General features: G+C 63.8%; 26 protein-coding genes. 12 read left to right on the top strand and 14 right to left on the bottom strand.

Annotation, left to right across the window (positions count from 1 at the left end; genetic code table 11):
• Positions 1-82: 82 nt before the first annotated feature.
• Positions 83-742: a hypothetical protein gene (locus R2823_09930; protein MEZ5176507.1), complete on the top strand. Its 660-nt coding sequence runs from the start codon at positions 83-85 to the stop codon at positions 740-742.
• Here R2823_09930 and R2823_09925 read toward each other — a convergent pair.
• Positions 739-960 (bottom strand): hypothetical protein, encoded by a 222-nt coding sequence (locus R2823_09925; protein MEZ5176506.1) that lies wholly within the window; start codon positions 958-960, stop codon positions 739-741. The genes R2823_09930 and R2823_09925 overlap by 4 nt on opposite strands.
• 22 nt (positions 961-982) lie before the next feature.
• The gene (locus R2823_09920; protein ID MEZ5176505.1) at positions 983-1,390 is read right to left on the bottom strand and encodes a hypothetical protein; all 408 of its coding nucleotides are present in this window, start codon (positions 1,388-1,390) and stop codon (positions 983-985) included.
• 73 nt (positions 1,391-1,463) lie between these two features.
• On the opposite strand from R2823_09920, the gene R2823_09915 reads away from it, so the two are divergent.
• The 8 genes from R2823_09915 (at position 1,464) to R2823_09880 (ending at position 7,401) form a co-directional block, all read left to right on the top strand.
• A complete protein-coding gene (locus R2823_09915; protein MEZ5176504.1) occupies positions 1,464-2,030 on the top strand; it encodes a disulfide bond formation protein B in 567 nt (188 codons plus the stop codon).
• Positions 2,031-2,043: 13 nt separating this feature from the next.
• Positions 2,044-2,667 (top strand): TlpA disulfide reductase family protein, encoded by a 624-nt coding sequence (locus R2823_09910; GenBank protein MEZ5176503.1) that lies wholly within the window; start codon positions 2,044-2,046, stop codon positions 2,665-2,667.
• A complete protein-coding gene (locus R2823_09905; protein ID MEZ5176502.1) occupies positions 2,657-3,271 on the top strand; it encodes an MBL fold metallo-hydrolase in 615 nt (204 codons plus the stop codon). Before R2823_09910 ends, R2823_09905 begins: the two co-directional genes overlap by 11 nt.
• A gap of 11 nt (positions 3,272-3,282) precedes the next feature.
• Positions 3,283-4,215: an LLM class flavin-dependent oxidoreductase gene (locus R2823_09900; GenBank protein MEZ5176501.1), complete on the top strand. Its 933-nt coding sequence runs from the start codon at positions 3,283-3,285 to the stop codon at positions 4,213-4,215.
• Between the two features lie 108 nt (positions 4,216-4,323).
• Positions 4,324-5,076, top strand: coding sequence for a Fe-S cluster assembly ATPase SufC (gene sufC, locus R2823_09895; GenBank protein MEZ5176500.1), 753 nt, complete (start codon positions 4,324-4,326; stop codon positions 5,074-5,076).
• Positions 5,073-6,299 carry a cysteine desulfurase gene (locus R2823_09890; protein ID MEZ5176499.1) on the top strand — a complete coding sequence of 409 codons (1,227 nt, stop codon included), beginning with the start codon at positions 5,073-5,075 and terminating at the stop codon, positions 6,297-6,299. Before sufC (R2823_09895) ends, R2823_09890 begins: the two co-directional genes overlap by 4 nt.
• Positions 6,300-6,347: 48 nt before the next feature.
• Entirely contained in the window at positions 6,348-6,806 is a 459-nt protein-coding gene (locus R2823_09885; protein ID MEZ5176498.1) for an SUF system NifU family Fe-S cluster assembly protein, read from the top strand.
• A 10-nt stretch (positions 6,807-6,816) separates the two neighbouring features.
• Positions 6,817-7,401 carry an isochorismatase family protein gene (locus R2823_09880; GenBank protein ID MEZ5176497.1) on the top strand — a complete coding sequence of 195 codons (585 nt, stop codon included), beginning with the start codon at positions 6,817-6,819 and terminating at the stop codon, positions 7,399-7,401.
• On the opposite strand, the gene R2823_09875 is transcribed toward R2823_09880, so the two are convergent.
• From R2823_09875 to R2823_09840, 8 genes are all read right to left on the bottom strand, one after another.
• Positions 7,398-8,939, bottom strand: a complete 1,542-nt coding sequence (locus tag R2823_09875) for a nicotinate phosphoribosyltransferase (protein ID MEZ5176496.1) — start codon at positions 8,937-8,939, stop codon at positions 7,398-7,400. The genes R2823_09880 and R2823_09875 overlap by 4 nt on opposite strands.
• 26 nt (positions 8,940-8,965) lie before the next feature.
• Positions 8,966-10,354, bottom strand: coding sequence for a class II fumarate hydratase (locus R2823_09870; GenBank protein ID MEZ5176495.1), 1,389 nt, complete (start codon positions 10,352-10,354; stop codon positions 8,966-8,968).
• Positions 10,355-10,410: 56 nt separating this feature from the next.
• Positions 10,411-11,172 carry a Sir2 family NAD-dependent protein deacetylase gene (locus R2823_09865; protein MEZ5176494.1) on the bottom strand — a complete coding sequence of 254 codons (762 nt, stop codon included), beginning with the start codon at positions 11,170-11,172 and terminating at the stop codon, positions 10,411-10,413.
• A 71-nt stretch (positions 11,173-11,243) separates the two neighbouring features.
• The gene (sufC, locus tag R2823_09860) at positions 11,244-11,972 is read right to left on the bottom strand and encodes a Fe-S cluster assembly ATPase SufC (protein MEZ5176493.1); all 729 of its coding nucleotides are present in this window, start codon (positions 11,970-11,972) and stop codon (positions 11,244-11,246) included.
• On the bottom strand, positions 11,956-12,291 hold the full coding sequence (locus R2823_09855) for a non-heme iron oxygenase ferredoxin subunit (GenBank protein ID MEZ5176492.1): 336 nt from the start codon (positions 12,289-12,291) through the stop codon (positions 11,956-11,958). Before R2823_09855 ends, sufC (R2823_09860) begins: the two co-directional genes overlap by 17 nt.
• Positions 12,288-13,487, bottom strand: a complete 1,200-nt coding sequence (locus R2823_09850; GenBank protein ID MEZ5176491.1) for a SufD family Fe-S cluster assembly protein — start codon at positions 13,485-13,487, stop codon at positions 12,288-12,290. The genes R2823_09855 and R2823_09850 overlap by 4 nt, the downstream gene beginning before the upstream one ends.
• 116 nt (positions 13,488-13,603) lie before the next feature.
• Positions 13,604-14,221 (bottom strand): uracil-DNA glycosylase, encoded by a 618-nt coding sequence (locus R2823_09845; GenBank protein ID MEZ5176490.1) that lies wholly within the window; start codon positions 14,219-14,221, stop codon positions 13,604-13,606.
• Between the two features lie 47 nt (positions 14,222-14,268).
• The gene (locus R2823_09840; GenBank protein MEZ5176489.1) at positions 14,269-15,759 is read right to left on the bottom strand and encodes a putative glycoside hydrolase; all 1,491 of its coding nucleotides are present in this window, start codon (positions 15,757-15,759) and stop codon (positions 14,269-14,271) included.
• Positions 15,760-15,890: 131 nt separating this feature from the next.
• Between R2823_09840 and R2823_09835 the strand changes: the two genes are divergently transcribed.
• Together R2823_09835 and R2823_09830 are read left to right on the top strand one after the other, a co-directional pair.
• Positions 15,891-16,820 carry a sigma-70 family RNA polymerase sigma factor gene (locus R2823_09835; GenBank protein ID MEZ5176488.1) on the top strand — a complete coding sequence of 310 codons (930 nt, stop codon included), beginning with the start codon at positions 15,891-15,893 and terminating at the stop codon, positions 16,818-16,820.
• 72 nt (positions 16,821-16,892) lie between these two features.
• Positions 16,893-17,300, top strand: a complete 408-nt coding sequence (locus tag R2823_09830) for an Rrf2 family transcriptional regulator (GenBank protein ID MEZ5176487.1) — start codon at positions 16,893-16,895, stop codon at positions 17,298-17,300.
• Between the two features lie 39 nt (positions 17,301-17,339).
• On the opposite strand, the gene nucS is transcribed toward R2823_09830, so the two are convergent.
• The 3 genes from nucS to gltB form a co-directional block, all read right to left on the bottom strand.
• Entirely contained in the window at positions 17,340-17,999 is a 660-nt protein-coding gene (gene nucS, locus R2823_09825) for an endonuclease NucS (GenBank protein ID MEZ5176486.1), read from the bottom strand.
• Between the two features lie 109 nt (positions 18,000-18,108).
• Positions 18,109-19,515, bottom strand: coding sequence for a Fe-S cluster assembly protein SufB (gene sufB, locus R2823_09820; GenBank protein ID MEZ5176485.1), 1,407 nt, complete (start codon positions 19,513-19,515; stop codon positions 18,109-18,111).
• A gap of 194 nt (positions 19,516-19,709) precedes the next feature.
• Positions 19,710-24,179 (bottom strand): glutamate synthase large subunit, encoded by a 4,470-nt coding sequence (gene gltB, locus R2823_09815; protein ID MEZ5176484.1) that lies wholly within the window; start codon positions 24,177-24,179, stop codon positions 19,710-19,712.
• A 288-nt stretch (positions 24,180-24,467) separates the two neighbouring features.
• On the opposite strand from gltB, the gene R2823_09810 reads away from it, so the two are divergent.
• Positions 24,468-25,274: an LLM class F420-dependent oxidoreductase gene (locus R2823_09810; protein ID MEZ5176483.1), complete on the top strand. Its 807-nt coding sequence runs from the start codon at positions 24,468-24,470 to the stop codon at positions 25,272-25,274.
• Here the strand turns inward: R2823_09810 and R2823_09805 are convergent.
• Positions 25,260-25,904, bottom strand: a complete 645-nt coding sequence (locus R2823_09805; protein ID MEZ5176482.1) for a pyridoxamine 5'-phosphate oxidase family protein — start codon at positions 25,902-25,904, stop codon at positions 25,260-25,262. The two genes, R2823_09810 and R2823_09805, sit on opposite strands and share 15 nt — an antisense overlap.
• Positions 25,905-25,910: the final 6 nt, after the last annotated feature.

Genomic DNA, 25,910 nt, shown 5'->3' with positions numbered 1-25,910 from the left:
TGCAGACGCGCTATCTGATTCTTGCCTCACTCGCCGTTGGCTTGCTGATCCTCGCTGCAACCGGCATCTACTTCGTCACATTGTGAACGCGAGAGCACAGGCCCGTCTCGTGCCCTCCACGGGCGGCGTTGTCCTCGAAGTGCTCGTCGAATACCCGACCGACGGCTCCGAACGGGGAACCATCGTCGTCTGTCATCCGCATCCGACGCAGGGCGGGACCATGCGTCATCCGATCCTCGGGGCCATTGCGTTGCGTGCCCTTGCTGCCGGGTTCGTGACCGTGCGATTCAACTTCCGCGGGGTTGGCGAGTCGACGGGGGCCTACGACGACGGCATCGGCGAGACCTCCGATGTCGCATCGATCACCGACCTCGTCGATCGTGAGCTGCCGTCGTTGGCAGGCATCGCCGGATGGTCGTTTGGCGCGGTGATGGCGCTTCGCTGGCAGGCCATGTCCCACGCAACGGTGCCCTATGTCGGGATCGCACCGCCGGTGCGAAGCGCCTTGTCACCCGACCTCCCCGATCCCGGAGATCTTGCTCCGGCACGACGCCGGTTCATCGTCGGCGAGCGGGACCAATTCGTCGATGTGGACGCCCTCGAGGCGTACGCCGAAGAGATCGGTGCGGACCTGTCGGTGTACACGGGATCGGACCACTTCTTCGTCTTCAAACACGAACGCCTCGCCACCGAGGTCATCGGGGCCATCGATGTCTCCCCCGGCGCAGGCAGACGCACCTAATCGCCGGTTGCTCGGCGGAGCGCCCGGAACCCCCGATTACGGGCTTCGACGAGCGTGTCCGGTCCGAAGGATTGGAGCATCTTGCGGCGCATGAGGTCGTCTGTTTCGACGCGCTCAACCAGCGCCGCGAGCTGTTCGGCGTCCTCACAGTCGTAGACACGCATGTCGTCGCGGGTGCCGACGAATCGGTGTGCCTCGAATCTGGTCAACCCTGCCATGCCCGGTCTTCCTGTAAATGCATCATGATGTCTCGTCTGTCGAATCGATCGCCCCGATCGCAGCGAGATACGAGGCCTGACCGTCGAGGACGGCGAAGATCTGGTCGGGTTCGTAGGCATATCCGGCTTCGAGTGCATGGATCTGGACATACTCCGCCGATGCCTGACTGCCGACGACCGCGTTCCTCTCGGCCTCCCACAAGTGGGGCTGTTGGAGGTAATGCAGTTCCCACTCGAGGATCCGACGGATATCGGACTTGTCGAGTCCACGCCGATCATCCCCGAGCGACGCCCACACGAATTCGATCGAATCCTCCACACCGTAGATCGCCGCGTCCTCACGAACCCGTTTGGACTCCTGCCAGAACATCGCGACGCCGAACGCAAGAACGACGACCATCAGGACGGCGAAGAACAGGGGCCCGTTCATGTCAGCATCGTACCTTTGGCGTGGTACCGCCGAGCCGCTGGTAGCGTCGCACCACCGGAGAACGGAGAGGTTCGTGGACTTCAACACGATGGCAACCTTCTTTGCCCTTGCCGCGCTCACCGCCAACCTCCTCACGGTCGGGCTGATCGTCACCGGCGTTCTTCGTCGCTCCGGTGATCGGAGTCCATTCGAAGCACTTGAGGGCCTGACCCTCTGGCTGGCTGGGTTCGTCGCGCTCGCAGCAACCCTCGGGAGTCTGTACCTGTCCGAAGTGGCACATCTCGTGCCGTGCCGTTACTGCTGGTTCCAGCGTATCGCCATGTATCCCCTCGCCCTCATCCTGCTGATGGCGGCGTACCGCAAGGACTCCATGGTGCGGCTGTATGCAGCAACCATCGCATCGATCGGGCTGGGCATCGCCGCTTACCACCGAACCATCCAGGCCTTTCCCGACCTCGATGCCGGGTCGTGCGCGGTGACTGGGCCGTCGTGCAGTGCTGCTCTGATCGACAAGTTCGGCTTCGTCACGATTCCCTACATGTCGTTGAGCGCTTTCGCCCTTATCCTCACCCTCCTGTGGGCCGATCGAGTGAACGCAATCCGACCGAGCACCGACACCTCCACGATGTCTGCACCCTGAACCGAGGAAGTCCATGACGACGACAGCGACACCGAAGAGCAAGACCGGCATCATCGTCGGACTCATCGGCGGCGGCATCGTGCTGCTGCTTGTCCTCGCCGTCGTGCTCGGAACGAACGAGGTCGGCACCGAGTACGGAAGCGTGGAACTCGAAGGCACGGGCCTCCCCCTCATGCCACCGAGCAGTCCCGTCGATACCACCGCCAACGAGCTCCCCGCACCGAGTGCGATCGGTGAGGACTTCGAAGGATCCTCGGTCGTCATCGACACGGCGGATGGCCGTGCCAAGGCCATTGTGTTCCTTGCCCACTGGTGCCCCCACTGCCAGGTCGAGGTGCCGAAGGTCCAGGCATGGCTGAACGCCGGTGGAGGAGTCGATGGCGTCGACATGTACTCGGTCGCGACTTCGATGAACTCGGCACGCGAGAACTATCCGCCGTCGGACTGGCTCGAGCGCGAGGGCTGGACCGTTCCCGTGCTGCGCGACGACAAGAAGAACTCCGTGCTGACCGCCTACGGATCAGGAGGGTTCCCGTACTGGGTATTCCTGAACGCAGACGGCACCGTCGCCCTCCGCACTTCGGGCGAACTCCCGATCGAGCAGCTCAACGCGATCATGCAGGACCTTGTTCAGTAGCACCACACCGGACCCCATCACCGGTCCCGGGTTCGTTGTCAATCAAGCCGCTGTCGGCGCCCTCGACAACAACGCATACCTCGTGCGCTGCACGGGCACCAACCAAGCACTCCTTGTCGATGCGGCAGACGACATCGACGCACTGGTGGAGCTCGCTGCCGATGCTGATGTCGTCGCCATCGTGACAACACACGGCCACTGGGATCACCATCAAGCCGCCCAGGAGGTCGGTCGACACCTCGGTGCACCCGTGCTCCTCCACCCAGCCGATCTCACCATCGCGGCCAAGCCGTTCTCGCCCCTCGCCACCGGACCGCTTTCCTTCGGTGAAGTGACGGCGCAGATCATCCATACGCCGGGCCACACACCGGGGTCGATCTGCGTCGTGCTCGATGGCGTCGTGCTCACCGGCGACACGCTGTTTCCCGGTGGGCCGGGGGCCACCCGATTCGAGTACAGCTCGTTCGACACGATCATCGCCTCGATCCGGGACCATTTGTTCATCCTTGACGACTCCACCATCGTGCTCCCCGGGCACGGTGCAGGCACGACGATCGGGACCGAACGCGACCAGCTCCCCGTGTGGATCGAGCGCGGGTGGTGAGGACGGACGCGATGGAACTCGGCCTCTTCGTCGAGCCGCAATGCGGTGGGTCGTACGAGCGCCTCATCGAGCTCGCACGGTGGGCCGAAGCGACGGGCTTTGCGGCCTTCGCCCGGTCGGATCACTACCTCGACGGGGAGGACTCGAACGATGCGACCGATGCCCTTGTCTCATTCGGGGGCCTCGCACGCGAAACCTCGAAGATCCGACTCGTGTCGCTTGTCTCACCCATCACCTTCCGCCACCCCGCCGTCCTCGCCAAATCGGCGGCGACCATCGACGAGATGTCCGGCGGTCGGTTCACCCTCGGCGTCGGGGCAGGCTGGATGCGTTCCGAACATGAGGCATTCGGCGTCGACCTCCCCCCGATCGAAGAGCGGTTCGATCGGCTCGAAGAGGCGCTGGCAGTGATCGCCGCGATCACATCCGGAGGCGGTTCCGTCCCGGGAACCCATCACTCGCTCGACATCACGAGGGTGCACCCACGCGTCTCGGACGGGTTCGCCATCGTCATCGGCGGCGCCGGGCGACGCCGCACACCGCAGCTCGCGGGGCGATACGCCGACGAATACAACCTGTTCGTCACGGAACGCCACAACCTCGACGAGCGGGTCGAGACGATGCGCACGGCAGCTGTGGCCGCAAGCCGTGACCCGGACGCGATCCTCGTGTCGTTCGCGGGACCGGTCCTCATCCACGAGTCGGAACGCGAACACGCCGAGGCGCTCGAGACGCGGGGAGCACGGCGTGGCATCTCGGCCACCGATTACCGCGACCTGCTCGATGCTCGCGGCGTGCCACACGGGACTCCCGAGATGGCAAGAGCCGTCATCGACCGTCTGATGTCGTGGGGCATCGGTCGGTACTACATCCAGGAGTACCGGCCACTCGACGCCATCGACCTCGATCGGATGCGCCTCGTCTTCGAGGCCATCGGCACCTGACGACGCTCACGGCGGACCTCCTGCCCACCCAACCGTGTTTCACCTACCAGCATATTGGAAACCGCTTCCTTGGGCCATCTGACGGGGTATCCTCGCCCCATGACGACGATGCCAACGCCCCTCCTTGAGGTCAGCAACCTGCACGCCTCCGTCGACGGCACCCCGATTCTCAAAGGGGTCGATGTGACGATCAACGCGGGCGAGACGCATGCCATCATGGGTCCCAACGGATCCGGCAAGTCGACCCTTGCCAACATCCTCCTCGGCCATCCCGCCTACGAGGTCTCTGGTTCCGTTCGCTTCAAGGGCGAGGACATCACCGAGTGGTCTCCTGACAAGCGCGGGAAGGTCGGAATGTTCCTCGGCTTCCAGTACCCCGAGGAGATCCCCGGCGTCAGCGTCGTGAACTTCCTCCGCACCGCACTGTCGAACAAGACGGGGACCGATCTCACGGTCCTCGAGCTGCGCCTCAAGGTGATGGACGCCATGCGGGACCTCGACATGGATCCATCGTTCGCCGACCGCTACCTCAATGAGGGTTTCTCCGGCGGCGAACGCAAACGCAACGAGATCCTCCAGATGGCGGTCCTCGAACCCGAATTCGCGGTGTTGGACGAGACCGACAGCGGACTCGACATCGATGCGCTCAAGATCGTGGCTGAAGGCGTCACGAGGCTCCAGAACGAGCAACGGGGTTTCCTCATCATTACCCACTACCAGCGGATGCTCGACTACATCACGCCCGACTTCGTCCATGTCTTCGTGGACGGTACGATCGTCGAATCCGGCACTGCCGAGCTCGCGGACGCCATCGAAGAAGCAGGGTACGAGGCGTTCCGGCCGGAGGTCGGCGTCGGGTGAGCGACCTGCGGGCGCTCCGGTCGGACTTCCCGATTCTCGGACGCGAGGTCAACGGAAAGCCGCTCGTCTACCTCGACTCGGCAGCCACCACGCAGAAGCCACGGTCGGTGCTCGACGCCATGGACACCTACTACGAGACCTCGAATGCCAATGTGCATCGTGGCGCCCACACGCTCGCGGCAGAGGCGACCGAGCAGTATGAGACAGCCCGGTCGAAGGTTGCCTCCTTCATCGGCGCGTCCCCGGCGCACCTGGTCTTCACAAGGGGAACAACGACCGCACTCAACTACATCGCCTACGGGTGGGGTCTGAACCACCTTCGCGACGGGGACCGCATCGTGGTGACGATCATGGAACACCACGCCAACATCGTGCCGTGGCAGCTCGTCGCGCGCTACACGGGCGCCGAACTCGCCTATCTCGAGCTCGACGACGACTACGGCGTCGACACGAGCCAGCTCGACACCGTGATCGACGAGCGAACCCGGGTCATCGCCTTTTCCGGCATGTCCAATGTCACGGGTGCACTCGGCCCGATCGAGACCCTGTCGGCCGCGGCGCGCTCGGTTGGGGCCATCTCGGTCCTCGACGGTGCCCAGCTCGTGCCGCACACCGCGGTGGATGTCACGGAGCTTCAAGTCGACTTCCTTGCCTTCTCCTCACACAAGATGCTCGGCCCGACCGGGATCGGGGCCCTCTGGGGGCGCGCCGAACTCCTTGAGGAGATGGAGCCGACCGAAGGTGGCGGGGAAATGATCAACACCGTCGAGCGGCACTCGGCGACCTGGGCGCCGGTCCCCCACAAATTCGAAGCGGGGACACCACCGATCGCCGAGGCGATCGGCTTCGGTGCCGCCGTGGATTACCTCGAAGCCATCGGCATGGAGACCATCGTTGGGCACGAACGCGCCCTGACCCAGTACGCACTCGAGCGGCTGTCCGAGGTGCCCGACTTGACGATCTACGGCCCGAAGGATGTGTCGAGGCGCGGCGGCGCCGTGAGCTTCGAGCTCGGAGACATCCATCCGCATGACATCGCAACCATCCTCGACCAGGACGGTGTTGCGGTGCGGGCGGGTCATCACTGCGCGCGGCCGCTCATGAAGTACCTTGCCATACCCGCCACCGCAAGAGCCTCGTTCTACCTCTACAACACGCTCGAGGAGGTCGATGTGCTCGTCGAGTCCCTCCACAAGGCGCGCAGGATCTTCGGGCTCGCCTGAGTGCTCACCCCCCACCGGTATCCTCGAACCCAGCGGACCAGGACCTGAATGGCAGAACTCGACGAGCTGTACCGTGGTGTGATCCTCGATCACTACCGCAACCCGAGGCGAAGGGGCCGTATCGAGGCCGACCACATCCACGCCGAGGGAACCAATCCGTCGTGTGGCGACGAGTTCTACCTCGACATCGTCATCGAGGATGATGTCGTCACCGACGCCGCCATGCAGGGACAGGGGTGTTCGATCTCGCAGGCGTCGGGCTCCATGATGATGGAGTCGATCGTCGGGAAGACGACCGGCGAGATCACCGATCTCGCCCACAAGTTCCGAACCATGATGTCGATCGAGGAGGGCGAGAATCCCGTCGACGAGGAACGGCCCGGTTCGGTCCTCGGCGACCTCGAAGCGCTCCAGGGAGTCCGCAAGTTCCCTGTGCGGATCAAGTGCGCCGACCTCGCCTGGACCACGCTTGCCAACGCACTCGAACAGGCCGGCGTGACGACATGACCGCCGATCCATGATCACCTATGGAGAGACCACGGCGCTCATCGTCGTCGATGTCCAGAACGACTTTGCCCATCCGGATGGGTCGCTGTTCGTCTCCGGCGCACCGCGGGTGATGACATCGATCAACGAACAGGCCGACGCGGCAGCGGCAGCGGGATCCCTTGTCGTCAGAACCCAGGACTGGCACCCCGAATCCACCCCCCATTTCGCCAAGGATGGCGGGATCTGGCCGGTGCACTGTGTCGCAGATTCCTGGGGCGCGGAGTTCCACGCCGACTGCACGGCCACCGGACCGGTCGTTCGAAAGGGCACGAACGGGGAGGATGGATACTCCGGGTTCACCATGCGTGATCCCACCTCGGGTGATGAGATCCCGACCGAGCTTGGTGGCATGCTGACCGCTCACGGCATCGACACGGTGGTCGTCGTCGGGCTTGCCACCGATTACTGCGTGCTTGCTACCTGCCTCGACGCCGTCAGGCTCGGCTATGAGACCATCGTTGTTGCTGACGGTATCGCCGCGGTTGATCTCGAACCCGGCGACGGTGCCCGCGCCATCGCCACCATGGTCGACGCAGGCGTCACCGTGCGTTAGTGGTACCCGGCAAGGAGCCGGTCGCGAAGGTCGCGCACGCCATCGGTCACCGAAACATGGTATCGGTGGGGATTGACGAGGCGTCTGACACCGACATCGAGCCGGTCAAGGTCGGCGTCGCGGCGGGCACGGAGGGCATCGATGCTCCCATCCCGGTCCCGGCGCTGTCCCGTGTCGAACACGACGACATGGAGTTCCTCCACATCGTGGACCTGACCGGCGTCGAGGCGACGGCTGACGCCCGGCTGGTGCGGATGGTGCACCGTGATCGGTTCGTTCCGTGCCACAGATTCACCGGTGAGAGCAACCACATCGGCCGTTGCGAGGCCGCGCTGGTCATAGACGCGCCACAGGCGCTTGTCGCCCGGAATCGGCATCTTCGCAGGCGAATCAGAGACCTTGATTGCCGGTGCAAGTGCACCGTCGCGTTCGATGCCGACGAGCTTGTACACACCGCCGAGCGCCGAGTCGCCGTGGGAGGTGACGAGCCGGGTCCCGACTCCGTAGGTGAGCCTTGCGACAACGGCGTCGGGCTCGAGGCCATATGCGGGTGCCTCCTGGATGATCTGTTCCCGGATCTGCCACATCGCGAGTTCGTCGAGGTCCGAGGACAGCACGATCGCGACATCGGGGAATCCGGCATCGTCGAGCATGGCAGCGGAACGGACCGCGAGGTGCGCAAGATCTCCCGAATCGAGACGGATCCCTACCGGCTCGTGGCCCCGAGCTCGAAGCTCCCCGAACACCTCGATGGCGTTCGGGAGTCCGCTGCGCAAGGTGTCAATGGTGTCGACGAGCAGCAGACATTCGTCCGGATAGGTTGCGGCATACGCCCGAAAAGCCCCGATCTCGCCCTCACCGAGCGCCATGAACAGCTGCACCATCGAATGAGCATGGGTACCCATTGGGTCGGTCCCGAACACCGCCGATGCGCCCACATTGGAGCTGGCATGCGCCCCACCGATCAGCGCCGCGCGCGTGCCAGCGTTCGTCCCCTGATCAGGACCCCGACGCATCCCGAACTCAAGCACTACGGCACCTCGGGCCTGTTCGGCGATTCGGGAGGCCTTGGTTGCGATCAGGGTCTGGTAGTTGAGATGGTTCAGCAGTGAGGTCTCAAGGATCTGAGCGACCGCGAGGGGGCCTTCCACGACGGCGATCGGCTCGGCGGCATGGACGATTCGACCCTCGGCGATCGACCTGATCCGGAGCCGGTCGAAGCTCCCGTCCTCGGCGAGCCACGCCAGGAAACCGTCGTCGAAACGGCGCGATCCTGTCCTGTCGGTTTGTGCGCGAAGGGCCTCGAGATCCTCGGCGGTGATGCGGGTTGTCTCGATCCAGTCGAGGAGCCATCCCATGCCCGCGGTGACGGCGTACCCGGCCTGGTGCTCGCCGTAGTTCGGGTACCGCCTGAAGAAGTAGTCGAACTGGGCGGTGGTGTCGGCAAGTCCGTACTTCCAGTACAGCTGGGCCATTGTCAACTGGTACTGATCGGTGAACAGGAAACCCTCCATCATCGGATCCCGCGCGGGTCCCATGCCCGATGCCGGCGGCGGACTGAACCTCAACCCGTGATACCACCCTCGGTCATCGGGCGCAGATCAAGCGCAGCGTTGAGCTCCTCTTCGGGAAGCACTCCCATCTCGAGGGCGACCTCACGGACGCTTCGGCCCTCGGCAAACGCCTTCTTCGCCACCTCGGCAGAGGTGTCGTATCCGATCAGTGGAACGAGCGCCGTAATGATGATCACATTCTGCTCGAGGAGCCACTTGGCTCGCTCCGAGTTTGCCTCGATCCCGACCACCATCTTGTCCCGCATGACCGCCGCCGCCGACGCGAGGAGGTCGATGGACTCAAGCAGGTTGTGAGCCATCATCGGCATCATCACATTGAGCTCGAAGTTGCCGTTGGCACCGCCCCATGTGATGGCGGTGTCGTTTCCGATCACATGGCTCGCAACCTGCATCATCATCTCCGAAATCACCGGGTTGACCTTCCCCGGCATGATCGAGGATCCGGGCTGGAGCGAGGGAAGGGTGATCTCGGCGATACCCGTTCGTGGGCCCGATGAGAGCCATCGGAGGTCGTTCGAGATCTTGAACAAGGACACGGCAACCGTCTTGAGTGCCCCAGATGCGCTGACGACGGCATCTTTGGACGCCTGCGCCTCGAAATGATCCGCTGCCTCGACGAAGGGATATCCGGATCGTTCCGCCATGCGCCCGATCGTCCCCGACGCAAAACCTTGCGGGGCATTGATACCCGTCCCGACCGCCGTTCCGCCGAGCGCGAGCTCGTGCAGGTCCGGAAGGATCGCCCGAAGACGGGCAATGCCCTTGCGCACCTGGGCGGCGTAGCCGCCAAACTCCTGGCCGAGACGGACCGGTGTTGCATCCATCAGATGGGTTCGGCCCGACTTGAGCACATCGTCGAACTCGTCGGACTTGGCCTCGAGCGATTCGGCGAGGGCATCGAGTGCGGGAAGGAGCCGCTGCTCGATGCCGGCCACGGCAGCCACATGGATAGCGGTGGGAATGGTGTCGTTCGAGGACTGGCTCGCGTTGACATGGTCGTTCGGGTGGATCAACTTTGATCCGAGCTCCCCGCCGAGGATCTCCGTCGCTCGGTTTGCGATCACCTCGTTCGCGTTCATGTTCGTCGATGTGCCGGATCCCGTCTGAAAGATGTCGAGGACGAACTGGTCGTCGAGGTCCCCGTTCATGACTTCCTCGGCCGCCGCGATGATCGCGTCTGCCTGCCGCTCGTCGATCAGACCGAGCGTGAGGTTCGTTTCGGCGGCTGAGGCCTTGAGGAGGCCGAGGGCCCAGATGAACGAGCGTCCGAATCGGAGGTTCGAGATCGGGAAGTTGTCAACGGCCCGTTGGGTCGAGGCACCGTAGTACGCACCGTCCGGCACGGACACCTCGCCCATCGAGTCCTTCTCGACCCGCATCGTCTCCTCCTCACCGTCGACTCGTCCAAACGATAGTGACCCCGCGCGGCGTCACTTCAGCCGATGGCGGCCGCGACCACTTGTGGAAACACCTCGTTGACATCACCATCGATGCGCACCGTTACTCCGGTCCAGGTGTCGTGGTCGGTACCGCCCCGATTGACAATTGCGTACGGAATACCTCGACGAACCGCCGTCAGAGGAAGGTCCGCGGCGGGATACACGCTGAGCGAGGTCCCGAGTGCCACCACCAGATCGCAGCGCTCCGCCGCCCGATGAGCCCGATCGAGCACAAGCGGATCGAGGGCCTGCCCGAAACTGATGGTCGCCGACTTGAGGAGACCACCACACGCCGCACAGGTCGGCGCTGTTCCCGTCGCCACAAACCGCTCGAGATGCGGCTCGATCGGTGTGCGTTCACCGCACGACAGGCACCCGGCCTCCCGGCCGGTGCCATGCAACTCGACGAGCCGTCCGGGCGAGGTGCCCGCCTCGGCGTGCAGACCGTCGATGTTCTGTGTGGCAACCATCTCGAGCTTGCCAGAGGCCTCGAGCTCGACACACGCCACATGAACAGCATTCGGTCGTGCGTCCCGGAGGACCTCGGCGGCTCGTACCTTCTGTTCCCAGGACGCGATCCGGCGTTGCTCGTTGGTGAGGAACTCGTCGAACGGGACGGGGCGTTCGGCCTTCCAGATCCCGTTTGGTCCGCGAAAATCGGGGATGCCACTTGCCGTGGAGATCCCTGCGCCGCTCAGGATGAGAATGGCGTCGGCTTGGGCGACGAGCCTGGTGAGGTGTGACATCGAGCCGTCCATGGCACGAACCGTACTATGAACGCAAGGCACCGGACCTCACTCGGATCACACCGCAGCCGGCTGCCTGTGCGCTACCGAGCTGCTGCCTGCAATTCGGCGTAGCCGCCGGACTCGAGTTCCTCTGCGACCTCGGGACCACCACTTCTGACGATCTTGCCGCTCACCATGACATGGACACGGTCGACCGATAGGTAGCGCAGGATCCTGCTGTAGTGCGTGATGATGAGCACAGCGCGCTCGTCGCTTCGCATGGACTCGACCAGCGCTGCGACCTCGCGCACCGCGTCGATGTCGAGACCCGAGTCGATCTCGTCGAGGATCGCCACCTTGGGGTTCGCAACGCCGAGCAGGTACATCTCCGAACGCTTCTTCTCGCCACCGGACAGCCCGACATTCACCGACCGCTTCCGGAATCGATCCATCGACAGGGTCTGTGCGGTCGCATCGGCGCGCGCCCAGAATCCGTCGTCGTCGGGGTTCGACGCCGCCATCGCACCGACGAGATCATCGAGCGTGACGCCCGGAATCTCGGTCGGATACTGGAAGGCTTCGAACAGCCCCACGCGGGCCCGTTCATCGACGGTCATGCCCATGATGTCCACTCCGTCCACCCGAGCCGTGCCGGACGCCGTGTAGTCGTCCTTGCCCATCAGGACATGGCAGAGGGTCGACTTCCCGGAACCGTTTGGTCCCATCACCGCGTGGACCTCTCCGAACGGCACCTCCAGATCGACCCCCTTGAGAATCGCGAGATCTCCGATCGACGCGGTCAGATTGCTGACCTCAAGTGCGCTTGACATCTTCTTCCTTCGTTGTGATCGTGATGAGGACCTCACCGTCACGCACCTCCGTTGGGTACGACGGAACCGGCTTGGTCGCTGGCAGCGAGCAGACGGCACCGGTGGTGATGTCGAACTCGGCACCATGCCTCGGACACTCGACCTCGAGCCCGAACAGCTCGCCCTCAGACAGCGATGCCTCCGCATGGCTACAGCGATCTCCGATGGCATACACCGCCCCGCCGACACGGAACACCGCGATGCGTTCATCACCGAAATCGAAACGGGTCCCTTTTCCGTCGGGGAGCGCATCGATGGAGCCGAGGGAATGGATCGTCATACCCTGCCTTCTTCCTGGGCAAGGACATACTTGGCGTTGATCCGCTCGCGGATCCACGGTGCGAGATCCGCATGGGGGATCTTGGCGATGGCCTCCTCGAAGAAGCCCCGGACCTGCAGCCGGTCGGCGACCTCGGGAATCAGCCCTCGGCTCATCAGGTAGTAGCGCTGGTCCTCGTCGAGGGGACCGACGCTCGATCCGTGACCGCACTTGACATCGTTCGCGAGGATCTCAAGGTTGGGAACGGACTGTGCCGACGCACCGCGTGAAAGGATCAGGTTCCGGTTCGTCTGGAACGCCTCGGTCTTCTGGCCGGTCGTCTCGATCCTGATCATGCCGGTGAACACCGACAGCGCCTCGTCCTCCACGGCACCTTTGAGGAACATGTCAGACCGCGTGTTGGTCCCGATGTGGTTCATGAAGTACCGGTAGTCGAGGGTCTGGTTCTCCTCGCCGAAGTAGGCACCGTGGATCTGACCCCACGATCCGCGGCCGATGAAGTTGACATCGAGGTGCAAGCGACCAAGGAGTGCACCGAGGCCGACCTCCGACAGGGTCAGCCCCGCATCCTGCCCGAGATCGACGACGGCTCGCCCCATCGCCCTCGTCGCGTAGTTCCAGTCCTGGATGATCGTGAGTGCGAGCCGAGCATTGTCGCCGACCTTGGCGGTGAGGCGCGGCACGACCACGGCAGCGTCATCGGAAGCGGACCGGTAGCGGATCACCACCGAGGCATCGCATCCGGCGGGCGCGTGGATATGCACTCCCGGAAAGGTGGTTCCGGGGCCGGTCGCTGCGATATCGACGAAGACCGGCTCCCCGAGATGACCGGCATCCACGAGCGCAGCACCCGGGGCGAGCGCATCGTACGCTGTTGCGAACAGATCAGATCCGACACCGTCGTCGGTCGCCTCCGGCTCGGATACAACGGTGTGCACACCGTCGGTCGTAACGAACCCGTCGACGATCGAGATCACCGAGCCGACCCAGTCGTCCATCAACTGATCAGCGGAAGGGAAAGCGCCGGGCGCGAGCGGCGCCGAGCCGAAGTCGGGATCGAAGTCGAGGTCGAGGTAGCGCCAGACCTCCTCGCGTTCGGACGGCATGGTTGTGGTCGCGAGCCGTTGGCTCGCGTCCGAGCGCCGAGTCGCCATCCACGCGGCGTCATCGATTCCGATGGTTGCGGGTGTTGTCACGCCAGATGTCCTTGCTGGGATGCTCCGAGGTTACTGGATCCTCGGCGTTTCCAATACGACGATAGGTGAATTGCCCATCACGCCCCCATGGAGGACCCGGGCGTGCATGTCGTCGCTCACGACACGAGCCGTACGGCTCGCAAGAACACGGCATCGAGCATCTCGACCGTCAGCCTTCCCGTGAAGGTGTTCTGCTGGGAGACATGGAAACTGGTGAGAATCGTGAGGGGGCCGATGGCGGTCTCGAGACCGTGGGCGAACTTCGGCCGTGGGACCGGGAGGGGCTGTCCTGCACGAGCCAGGTGGGCCCACAGGGCGTGATAGCCGTACTGACCGAGCGCGACAAACACTCGGGCGTTGGCGAGCATCCCGAGTTCGGCATCGAACCACGACGAGCACGCATCCCGCTCTGCCGGTGTCGGCTTGTTCTGGGGCGGCGCACACCGCACCGGTGCCGTGATCCAGACATCTGACAGCGTGAGCCCGTCGGTTGTCGAGACCGAATGTGGCTGCGATGCCAGACCCGCCGTGTGCAACGCGCGAAACAGCCAATCACCTGAACGATCACCGGTGAACATGCGCCCGGTGCGGTTGGCCCCGTGTGCAGCGGGTGCGAGGCCGATGACGACGATCCGAGCCATCGGATCCCCGAACCCCGGTACCGGCTTGCCCCAATACTCCTCACCTTCAAAGGCGGCACGCTTGGTCCTTGCCACCTCCTCGCGCCATGCCACCAGTCGAGGGCAGCGTCGACATTGGATCAGCTCCTCGGTGAGGTTCGCTAACCGCTCGGCAGGTTCCCCATCGTGTATTGCGCGTTGTTGCTCCACAACAGCCACCCCATGCCATCGTTGCTGACCGCTGACTGTACGGCTCGCTGATCCGTTTCGCTGATCGCCCAGGTCTGGAGCCACGGACGCAGATAGGCAAAACCGACGAGCTTGCTGGCACCACCGTCGAGGGCCGTTGTGACAACCTCGACGGCGTGATCGTTCGGATCATCCATCCCCTTCCACCCGGCGCCGTAGTTCGTCGTGTAGAGGGTTGGCGATAGGACATCGACTGCGCCGGACATCGCCGACGGCTCCTGACCCACCCCCTCGTCGGTTCCTGACTCGAGCACGATGCCGAGAACGGTCGTCGACACGGCGCATCGTGGATGCAGTACGGTGTAGGCACGCTCAAGGAAGGCCGTGATCGACGCCACCCGAACCTCCTGGTTGTACTCGCCGTCGAAGACGGCGTTGTCGAGATCACCGATCGGCCACGAGACATAGTCGAACTGGATCTCGTCGAATCCGAGAAGGCATGCCTCCTCGGCGAGCGCAACCGAGTATTCGTAACCTGCGGGGTCCGAAGGGTCGACCCAGCCATGGCCGTTCGATGCTCGCCACAGCTCCCCGGTTGTGGTTGTCACGGCGTGGTCCGGCTCGGCCGTTGCGTAGAAGTCGTCCTGGAACACACCGATCCGACCGATCGTGTACAGGTCGTGCTCCTTGGCGTCCGCGACCACGGTCGTGGCGTCGAAGTAGCTGTTGATCGCCCCGATCGAGGCTGCCCTGGCCAGCGTCGAACCGTACACCACCGCCCCGTTCTCGTCCTTGAGGTCGATGACGACGGCGTTGATCGCGGTGCGATCCGCCAGATCGAGCATCCGATCCCAGGCCGCCGAGTCGCCGAGGTCTGCCGCCGATGCTCGGATCGCCCTGATGTCGAACCGCTCCATCGGTATGTCCACCTCGAGAATGGTCCCATCCCAGTCGTAGGTCCGTGTCTGCCATGCGGGCCGTGACAGGGTCATGGTGCCTTCGGTTGCTCGCTCGAGCGCGTACCGGCCCTCGTTGTCGGTCCGATCCGAGTCGCCGCCCAGTTCCACCAAGGCTCCGGGGAGCGGCCGTCCGTCGTGGGTCGTGATACGGCCGGTGAGCACGACCGGCTCGAGCCGGAACTCGACGACTCCCCCCTCCGGATATCGCTCGATACGATGATCGAGGGGGTGGAATCCACTTGCGGCGACAGACACCTCGATCGGCTCTCGCCGCCATGGGATCTCCCTCGTGCCTCCTGATCCCGGGAGCACCGCTCCGTCGAGGATCACCGTCGATGGAAGCTCACCGAGGTCGTCTGCAGCGAGGACGACGATCCGCAGCGTGGGATCTCCCCGTTCCGGTGGGATAACCGCATCACTGGGCCCGAAGCCGTTCATGCCGGTGCAACCGGTGACGACGAGCGCGACCATCGAGACAAGTGCTGTGAATGGCCGTTGCTTCATGCCGATCGCCCCGAACGGGTGCCTCAAGAGACTGCGAATGAAGCGTACAGCTCTCTTGCCACACTGACCGAAAGGTGATATCTTCCAGTTCCCGGCAAGGGACGCGGTTTCACAGCCAAGGGGCGGGGGTGATGGCGGAGGCAGCGAGAGTCAAGGGCACTGCCGATGCGATCGGCCTGTACCTCGACGCCGTGTCGGATCATGCACTGCTGACGGCCGAGGACGAGATCCGACTCGCCCGAACCATCGAACGGGGTCGTGAGGCAGAGGAGCGACTTGCGACCGCCGGGGGCCTCGATACGGCTGCACGGGTTGAGCTGGTTCGCCACATCCGACTTGCCGACCACGCCAAGCAGGAGTTCATCCGGTCGAATCTGCGGCTGGTGATCTCGATCGCGAAGCGCTACACGGGCCGGGGTCTCGATCTCCTCGACCTGATCCAGGAAGGGAATCTCGGACTGATTCGGGCCGTCGAGAAGTTCGATTGGCGCAAGGGCTTCAAGTTCTCGACCTACGCGACCTGGTGGATTCGCCAGGCAATCACGCGGGGCCTCGGCAACAACGGACGAACGATCAGGCTCCCGGTGCACATGGTCGACATCGTGCGAACCGTGCAAGAAGCCGAGCTGTCGCTCCACGAGCAATTGCGGCGGATGCCGACGATCGCCGAGATCGCGTCGGTCAGTGGGCTCGACGAGGACAAGATCCTTCTCGCTCTGAGCGCACCGGGAGACACGGTGTCGCTCGATCGGAGCGTCGGTGAAGACGGTGACGCCCAGCTCGGTGATTTCGTCGAGGACGAGCAAACACCGGACCCGTTCTCGGTCGTTGCGGACCTCGTGCAGCGGGCGGAACTGACCAAGGCGATCGAGACGCTCGACGAACGCGAACGCATCGTGATCGTGCTTCGCTACGGACTCGACGCGAAACCACCGCGCACCCTGTCCGATGTTGGGGCCGAACTGGGCATCACGAGGGAACGAGTGCGACAGCTCGAGACCAGAGCACTCGGGAAGCTCCGACATCCATCGTCACGATTCGATCTCGCGTCGCTCATGTAGGGTCCCGGTTGGGGACAAACTTCAGCCCGAAGTCGACCCATCTGAGATATAAATGTTCTAGACTTCGGAACTGTGAAATTCTCCATCCAGAAAAAGACAGGGCTTGCCGTTGATGCACTGCGGGTCCTGAGCCGGTCGAAGTCGTCGATGCAGTCGTCGGACCTTGCCGAAGCGATCGATACCACCCAGGCCTACCTCCCTCAGATCATGTCACCCCTCGTCCACATGGGGTGGGTCGATTCCAAGCGTGGGCCGACCGGTGGCTATCAGCTCGCCGCCGATCCGGTCACGATCAGTGTCCTCGATCTCATCGAGGCCGTCGAGGGGAAAACGGACACGGAGACCTGCGTCCTGAGGGGTGGACCGTGTGGGGGTGCCACGCAATGCGCGATCCACGAACCGTGGAAGGCTGCTCGAACGGCGCTTCTCGACGAACTTGCGGCGGTCCCCGTGCTGACCCTGACGAACAACGGCTCGTAGCGTCGCCTCGCCGCACGCGCGTTCGATCGCTGCCGGGCCTCAGAAGAGTCGCAGGATGTCTGATTCGGCACCGCGCAGGGCGTCGTAGTCGATCTCCACGCACTCGATGCCGCGATCCACAGCAAGGAGCCGAGCCTGCGGCTTGATGAGCTGTGCGGCCAGGATGCCCGTGACCGGGGCGATGCGGGTGTCGCGGTTCAGGAACTCGAGATACCGGGTGAGCTGCTCGACGGCTTGGATCTCGCCACGACGCTTGATCTCGACGGCAACCGTCGAACCGTCCTGTGCACGGCACAGCAAGTCGACCGGGCCGATCGGCGTCGGATATTCACGGCGTACCAGTGCCATGCCAGCACCGAGCGTCTCGGGTCGTTGCGCGATCAACCGCTGGAGTTCGAGCTCGACACCGTCCTTTTCGAGCCCGGGGTCGTCTCCCATGTCGAACGACTCCTCGAAGAGGACCTCTCGGAATCGAATGGTGAGTCGCTCCCCCTTGGGATTGACGACCGTCCACGAATCGTCGTCCTCGGTGATCGTGTTGGGTGCGTTCATCCAATTGAGCGGCTTGTACGCAGCACCGTCGGCATGGATCGCGACGCAACCGTCCGCTTTGACCATCACGAGCCGCGTTGCCTCAGGCAGCGACGCGTTGAGGCGACCTTCGTACCGTACGGTGCAGACAGCTACCCGGATGCGCATCGCCGCCCAGCGTAACGAGCGGCAGATCCGGCGATCCGTTCTGTGGGTCGGCAGCGACCATTTCGGTGGTCCGCGAACCCTGGGTACGCGTGGGTACGCGCAACCGCGGTCAGCCGATGGCGCCTTCCATCTGGAGTTCGATGAGGCGGTTCAGTTCGACGGCGTACTCCATCGGGAGTTCCTTGACGATGGGCTCGATGAACCCCGCCACCACCATCGCGGTCGCCTGTTCCTCGGTCAGTCCTCGGCTCATCAGGTAGAACAGTTGGTCCTCACCCACCTTGGACACGGTCGCCTCGTGTCCGATGTCGATGTCGGACTCCTCGATCTCCATGTACGGGTAGGTGTCTGATCGGGAGTCCTCGTCGAGCAGCAACGCATCGCACCGGACAAAGGCCTTGGCGTCCTCTGCGCCCTCCTCGACCCGAACAAGGCCGCGGTACGCCGACCGGCCACCCCCCTTGCTGATCGACTTGGAGGTGATGAGCGATGTGGTGTGTGGTGCCGCATGCACCATCTTGGCCCCGGCATCGAGAACCTGGCCGGTGTTTGCGAAGGCGATCGACAGCACCTCCCCGTGTGCCCCTTCGTCCATGAGCCACACCGCGGGATACTTCATGGTCAGCCCGGAGCCGAGGTTGCCGTCGATCCATTCCATGGTGGCGTTCTTGTAGGCGGTCGCCCGCTTGGTGACAAGATTGAGCACATTGTTCGACCAGTTCTGAATGGTCGTGTAACGACAGCGGCCACCGTCCTTGACGATGACCTCGACCACCGCCGCATGAAGCGAGTCATTTGAATAGGTTGGCGCCGAACAGCCCTCGACATAGTGGCAGTAGGCGCCTTCGTCCACGATGATCAGGGTGCGTTCGAACTGCCCCATCGATTCGGCGTTGATCCGGAAGTATGCCTGGAGGGGCTGGTCGACATGCACGCCGGGGGGCACATAGATGAACGAACCGCCGGACCAGACAGCCGAGTTCAGCGACGCGAACTTGTTGTCGTTCGGCGGGATGACGGTGCCGAAGTACTCGCGGACGAGGTCGGGGTATTCGCGCACGGCGGTGTCCATGTCGGAGAACAGCACGCCGAGTTTCTCGAGATCCTCGCGATTGCGGTGGTAGACGACTTCAGACTCATACTGTGCGGTCACGCCGGCGAGGTACTTGCGTTCTGCTTGGGGGATACCGAGCTTCTCGTAGGTGTCCTTGATCGACTCGGGAACCATGTCCCAGTCCTTGGCTTGGCCCTCGGTCGGCTTGATGTAGTAGTAGATGTCGTCGTAGTCGATGGTCTCGAGCAAGCCCGCACCGCCCCAGGTCGGGGTCGGCTTGCGCAAGAACCGCTGGTACGCCTTGAGGCGGAACTCGAGCATCCACTCGGGTTCACCCTTCATCTTCGACATGTCGCGGATGAGCTGTTCGGTCAGTCCCTTCTCGGGCTTGTAGACATAGGCGTCCTCGGAGTCGGACCAGCCAAGCTGATAACTACCGAGATCGATATCCACCGTGGTCATGACATCACCTCACGAATTGCACTACGCGGCTAGTGCGAATCCTAGTCCACCGCACGGCGCACCTCAACGAAACCGCTCCGAACACCCGCTTGGTGTCACGGAGCCCATGTTGCGGCTGGTCGGGCGACAGCGAGTGGGAGTGGGGGAAGACCGGCCGCCCGTCCCAGCCGCAAATAGGTACCCATACAACGAATTCAGCGGACGAATTGTTCCCTCGACGCAAGCGGCAGCGGCGGCGGGAAGCCGTCGGTTGACTCCCGATCGATGAGGTGCGATGAGATGACATCGGTCGCCGCATCCGTGGCACCGATCACCCGCGGCTCCGGGGGCTCGGGGCGCAGTACCCAGAACCGATCCACGGCGTCGTCCCAATCGTCAAGGAGAGCTTTCGCAACCCCGGATCCGGTCCGAATGTGGTGCTCAGCAACGAGGGCGTGCAGTCGCCTTCCATCGTCGGCTCCGAGCCGTTCGAGACGAGTTGCGCTGTCCGCGAGCCTGCCCTTGACCCCGAGGTCCGCGTCGTACAGATACAGCACGCCGCCGGTCATCCCCGCCGCGACATTGCGCCCAGTCGGACCGAGGACCGCGACGGTGCCCCCGGTCATGTATTCGGCGAGATGGTCCGAAGCTCCCTCCACGACGGCGGTTGCCCCCGAGTTGCGCACCGCGAAGCGCTGACCGACGGATCCAGCGGCATACAGCGCTCCACCCGTCGCCCCATACAGACAGGCGTTGCCGGCAACATGGGGAACCGACCGGGTACCCGGATAGGGTCGGATCGAGATCGATCCACCGCCCATGCCCTTCCCGACATAGTCGTTTGCGACCCCGTCGAGGTCGAGATCGATGCCATTCGAGAGGAAGGCTCCGAAGGACTGGCCAGCCGTTCCCGAGAGGCGAATCGTGAAAGTGCCTTCGGGGAGCCCCGCATCACCTTTGGATGCAGCGACATCTCCCGAGAGCCGGGTGCCGACCGAACGCTCCGTGTTCTTGATCGGAAAGGACACGACCGTGGGCCGTTCCGTTTCGGCGACCTCGCGGCCGAGATCGGCGAGGATGTCGCCGAGGGGCGAGCGCGCCGTGCGCCGGAACGGCCGCTCCTCACCGATGTCTGCCCGAACCAGCAAGCTGGCGAGGCTTGCACCGATCCCGCCATCGGTAGCGGTGAGAAGGTCACCGCGGCCAACGATCTCATCGATCGCGGTCGCACCGATTCGCGCGAGATGCCGCCTGACATCCTCTGCGAGCAGTCGGAACAGTTCGATCACCTGTTCCACCGAACCGGTGTACTTGGCTCGCAGGTCCTCGCGCTGGGTCGTGATCCCGACGGGACAGGTGTTGAGATGACACTGGCGGACCATCTTGCACCCGAGCGCAAGCAGTGGAAGCGTCCCGAAACCGAATCGGTCGGCTCCCAACAACGCAGCAATCACGATGTCACGGCCGGTGCGCAGTCCACCGTCGGTTTCGAGAGAAATCGAACCACGGAGCCCGTTCGCGACCAGCGCCTGGTGAGCCTCGGCGACACCGATCTCCCATGGAGATCCGGCGTGCTTGATCGACACCAGCGGGGATGCCCCGGTTCCCCCTCCGTTGCCCGACACGGTGATGCCGTCAGCATGGGCCTTGGCGACACCGACGGCGATCGTTCCGACGCCGGGACCCGACACCAGCTTCACCGACACCGCCGCCTTGGGCTTGAAGGTCTTGAGGTCGTAGATGAGCTGGGCGAGGTCCTCGATGGAGTAGATGTCGTGGTGCGGAGGCGGTGAGATCAATGTCACGCCTGGTTCGGTGTGACGCAGCGCAGCGATCTCGGCAGTGACCTTGTGCCCGGGGAGCTGACCGCCCTCTCCGGGTTTCGAGCCCTGCGCCATCTTGATCTGGAACTCCGCGGCAGATGCAAGGTATCCCGGCGTGACACCGAACCGGCCGCTTGCCACCTGCTTGATCGCCGAGTTGAGCTCCGTTCCGTACCTCGCGGGGTCTTCGCCACCCTCACCCGAATTCGATCGGCCCCTGATCCGGTTCATGGCCGCCGCGAGCGTCTGGTGGACCTCAGCAGACAGCGCGCCGAGCGACATCGCTGCCGTGACGAAACGCCGCATGACTTCTTCCGCCGGTTCCACGGACTCGAGCGGAACCGGTTCGCCGAGCGTCCCGATCTCGAGCAGGTCGCGAATCTCCATCGCGGGCGTTTCGTGTTCGATCAGGTTCACATAGCGGTCATAGGCCTCGGCATCACCGGAGCGCACGGCGCGCTGGAGGGCAAGGACATTCATGGGGCCGGCAGCGTGTGGAACACCGCCGCCGCGGTGTTTGTAGTAGCCCTCGATCTCGGTGTCACCCGTGCGGTAGCGAGCGTGTCGGACCAACACATCGTTGGCGATCCGCTCGATGCCGACACCTCCGACCCTGCGCTGCACATTGCGGAAGCAAAGGTCGACGACCTCGTCATCGAGGCCGATTGCCTCGAACAGCTCGGAGCTCCGGTACGACTTCACGGTGCAGATTCCCATCTTGGACATGATCTTGAGAAGCCCCTTCTCAAGGCTCGACCGATAGTTCTCTTGCGCCTCGACCACACCGTGGTCGACCATCCCGTCGGCAGCCATGCTTCGTACCTGCTCGATCGCCAGATACGGGTTCACGGCTGCGGCGCCAAAGCCGATGAGGCATGCAAGGTCGTGCGCATCGCGTGGCTCCCCGCTCACGGCAATGATGGATGCGTTGAGCCGTAGGCCGGTGTCGATGAGCCGATGGTGGACCGCACCGACCGCCATCAGGATGGGGATCGGTGCCAAGTCCGCGTCGGTAGCACGATCAGACAGCATGATGATCGATGCTCCCGCCCTCACCGCCTCCTCGGCCCTGTCACAGACCGCTGCGATCGCGTCGACAAGGGGCGCTGCACCCGGTGCTGGTCGGTACAAGATGTCGATCCACGCTGAAGCGAAGGTCGGATCGGACGAGGATCGGAGCGCCTCGACTTCTGCATCGGAAAGGACCGGTGACGCGAGCTCGATCATGTGTGCCTGCTGCTCGGTTTCTTCGAGAAGCGAACCGTGCTTCCCCACATAGGTCAGCAGCGACATCACGAGCTTCTCACGGATCGGATCCATCGGTGGGTTGGTCACCTGCGCGAACGCTTGATGGAAATATCTCGGCATGCGCTGGGGATGCGGCGACAATGCAGCAAGGCCGGTGTCGTGTCCCATCGACAGGATCGGTTCGACGCCATCGGTCATCTGCTCGAGCAGCAGCCGCCGCTCTTCGGAGGTGTAGCCGAACACCCGCGCGAGCGCGTCGGGATCGAATCGTTCGTCTTGAAGCTCATCGAACGGATCGTTCACATAGTTGGTCTGCATCGTGATCCAGTCGGCGTATGGGGCAAGGCGTGCAAGCCGCTGCTTGAGTTCCAACGACATGGTGTGGGTGCCCGTGGCGAGGTCGACTTCGAGCATCTCCCCCGGACCGAGCTGTCCCGTCTCGAGAGCAACCACCTCGATCTCGGGCGCAACGCCTGCCTCGGAGGCAACGACGATCGTGTCCGGCGAGATGGCCCAACGCGCAGGCCGCAATCCATTGCGGTCGAGTCCGGCGATGAGCGTTGTTCCGTCCGAGGCAGCAATCGCGGCAGGACCGTCCCATGGCTCGGTGAGGAACGCGTGGTATTCGTGAAAGGCCTTGAGCGACGGATCGAGGTCGGGGACATTCTCCCATGCTTGGGGTATCAGCATCTCCTTGACATGGGCAAGGGACCGTCCCGAGCGGACCAGCACCTCGAAGGCCTCGTCGAGGCTCGCTGAGTCGCTCCCGATGCCCGGCCGCACCAGCGGCGCAAGATCCGGTGTCCGATCCCCCCAGACGCTCGTTCCGAGATCATTCGAGCGCGCGGCCATCCAGGAACGATTGCCCTGGATCGTGTTGATCTCCCCATTGTGGGCAAGCATCCGGAAGGGTTGCGCGAGTTCCCACGCCGGTTGGGTGTTGGTCGAATAGCGTTGATGAAAGATCACAAAATCGGATTCGTACGCGGGATCCCGGAGGTCCCAGTAGAAGTCCTCGATGAGATCGGCGGTGAACAGACCCTTGTACACCACGGTACGCGCCGACGCCGACGAAACCGTGAACCCGGGAAGGTCGTCGCGTTGTTCGATCTGCTTGCGCGCGAGGAACATCGCCCGCTCGAAGGCGTCGGGATCCGCGATGTCGTCCGATGCAGCAACGAAGGCCTGGCGGATCTTGGGAAGCGTCCGCCGAGCGGTCGCGGACAGCACATTGCGGTCGATGGGAACACGACGCCACAGCAGCGTCTCGATGCCGTTGTCCGCGAGGACCGCCTCGATGATCGCCTTGGCGTCCGAGGTCGATCGTGCTCGCGGGAAGAAACCTGCGATGACGCCGATGCGGTCCCGGGGCGGAGGGGCGATTCCTGCTGCGGTGAGGTCACGCTCGACGATGCGGTGCGGAATCCGGGTCATGACCCCGGCACCATCACCGGTCCCGTCTGCTGCTCTCGCACCCCGGTGATCGAGGTTGTGCAGACATTGGACGCCGAGACGGACGATGCGGTGCGACACGGAGGCGGACCGATCCGCGATGAACCCAACACCACACGCATCGTGGTGCTGACTCGTGTCATATAGCGGAAACCGGCTCACCCTGTTCACACCTCTCTTGGCGGGCGAGCATCGACCTCAAGGGGCAGCTCTCGGGTCGGCGCCCGGCCCGAAACGAACGCACACCGTATCACTCGTGATCCAATTCACGAAATCCACCGTTCACGCGTACCCAGGGTTCCCGTTCAACGAAAGGGTCACTTATGGCCCACGGAATGGGGGTTTGGGTGAATGGGGAGCTTCTGTGGGCAGGAGAACACCTTTTCGTCGAACGCGAACCCTGGGTACGCGTGGGGGTAGGTTTCTTACAGGCATCAACTGAGGAGTCCAATGCACCGTGTTCGCGTCGCCGTTCAGCTCCAACCGCAGCACGCCGAGTACGCCGAGATCCGCCGCGCCGTTGCGGCAATCGAAGCCATGGGTGTGGATGTGATCTACAACTGGGACCACTTCTTCCCGCTCCACGGGGGTATCCCTGACCCGAATGTCGGAAAGCACTTCGAGTGCTGGACGATGCTCGGAGCGTGGGCAGAGGCGACCGAGCGGATCAGCATCGGCGCGCTCGTGACCTGCAACTCCTACCGGAATCCCCAGCTGCTCGCCGACATGGCCCGGACGGTCGATGTCATGTCGGGTGGTCGGCTGATCCTCGGGATCGGCGCTGGATGGTTCGAGAAGGACTACGACGAGTACGGGTACGAATTCGGCACCGCAAGGACCCGGCTCCGTGACCTTGCCGGGGCAATGCCGCTCATCAAGAAGCGCCTGGCCGCGCTCGATCCGCCAGCCGTCGGGCCGATGCCCATCCTCATCGGAGGCGGTGGCGAGAAGGTCACGCTCCGCATCGTTGCCGAGCACGCAGACATCTGGCACAGCTTCGGTGATGTTGCGATCTTCAGCCACAAGACCGGCGTGCTCGACGGCCACTGCGAGGCCATTGGAAGGGATCCATCCGAGATCCGCCGATCGATCGGGGTTGGCCCGACCAAGATCAGGACCGCCGACGCCCTCCACGCCGCGGGCGCAACCGAATTCACCGTAGGGTTGACCGGGCCGGTCTACGACCTTGCGCCCTTGTCGGAGTGGCTCGCATGGCGAGATGACATCAACACGGCGACCAGTTCAGGTGCGCGCTGAGCCGTAACGCTCAACGGACGGGGGGATCGCCACGCCGCGTTTGAGATCGGGGGCAGCAACCGGTGTACCTGGCACCACGGTCAACGGAATGACCCCTGCCCAGATGTCGAGGTCCATGTCCTCGGCGTCGTCACCGGGGGGGCCCGTCCGGATCTTGGCGGATGCCTCACCGATGTCGATTGCAAGCAGCTTCGTCGCTCGGTTCTCGGCGTCGTTGGGACGCCTTGCTTCTGCCCACCGGCCAGGCAGGACATGTTCGGTCACGGCTTCGAGGGCGATGATCCGCTCGGTCGGGTCGTCCACCACTCTCGGCACCCCGAAGATCATCACGGACCGGTAGTTCATCGAGTGGTGGAACGCCGATCGGGCAACCACGATGCCGTCGACGATCGTGATCGTCACACACACCTGCTGACCCGGTATCGCCCTGAGCATCCGCGACGCCGGTGATCCGTGCAGGTACAGCGTTTTTCCGACCCTTGCGTGGATCGTTGGGATCACGATCGCTCCGTCGTCGGTCTCGAACCCGACATGACAGATCGCAGCCGCATCGATGATCGCCTCGATCGTGTCGAGGTCATAGGCACCCCGCTCCGGGAGGCGGCGGACGCGTGAACGGTCGGTCGGCACGGACTG

This window comes from Acidimicrobiia bacterium (assembly GCA_041393965.1).
Classification (GTDB): domain Bacteria; phylum Actinomycetota; class Acidimicrobiia; order Spongiisociales; family UBA5794; genus UBA5794.
Note: the sequence above shows the minus strand (reverse complement) of the source record. Positions and strands in the feature narration are given on the sequence as shown.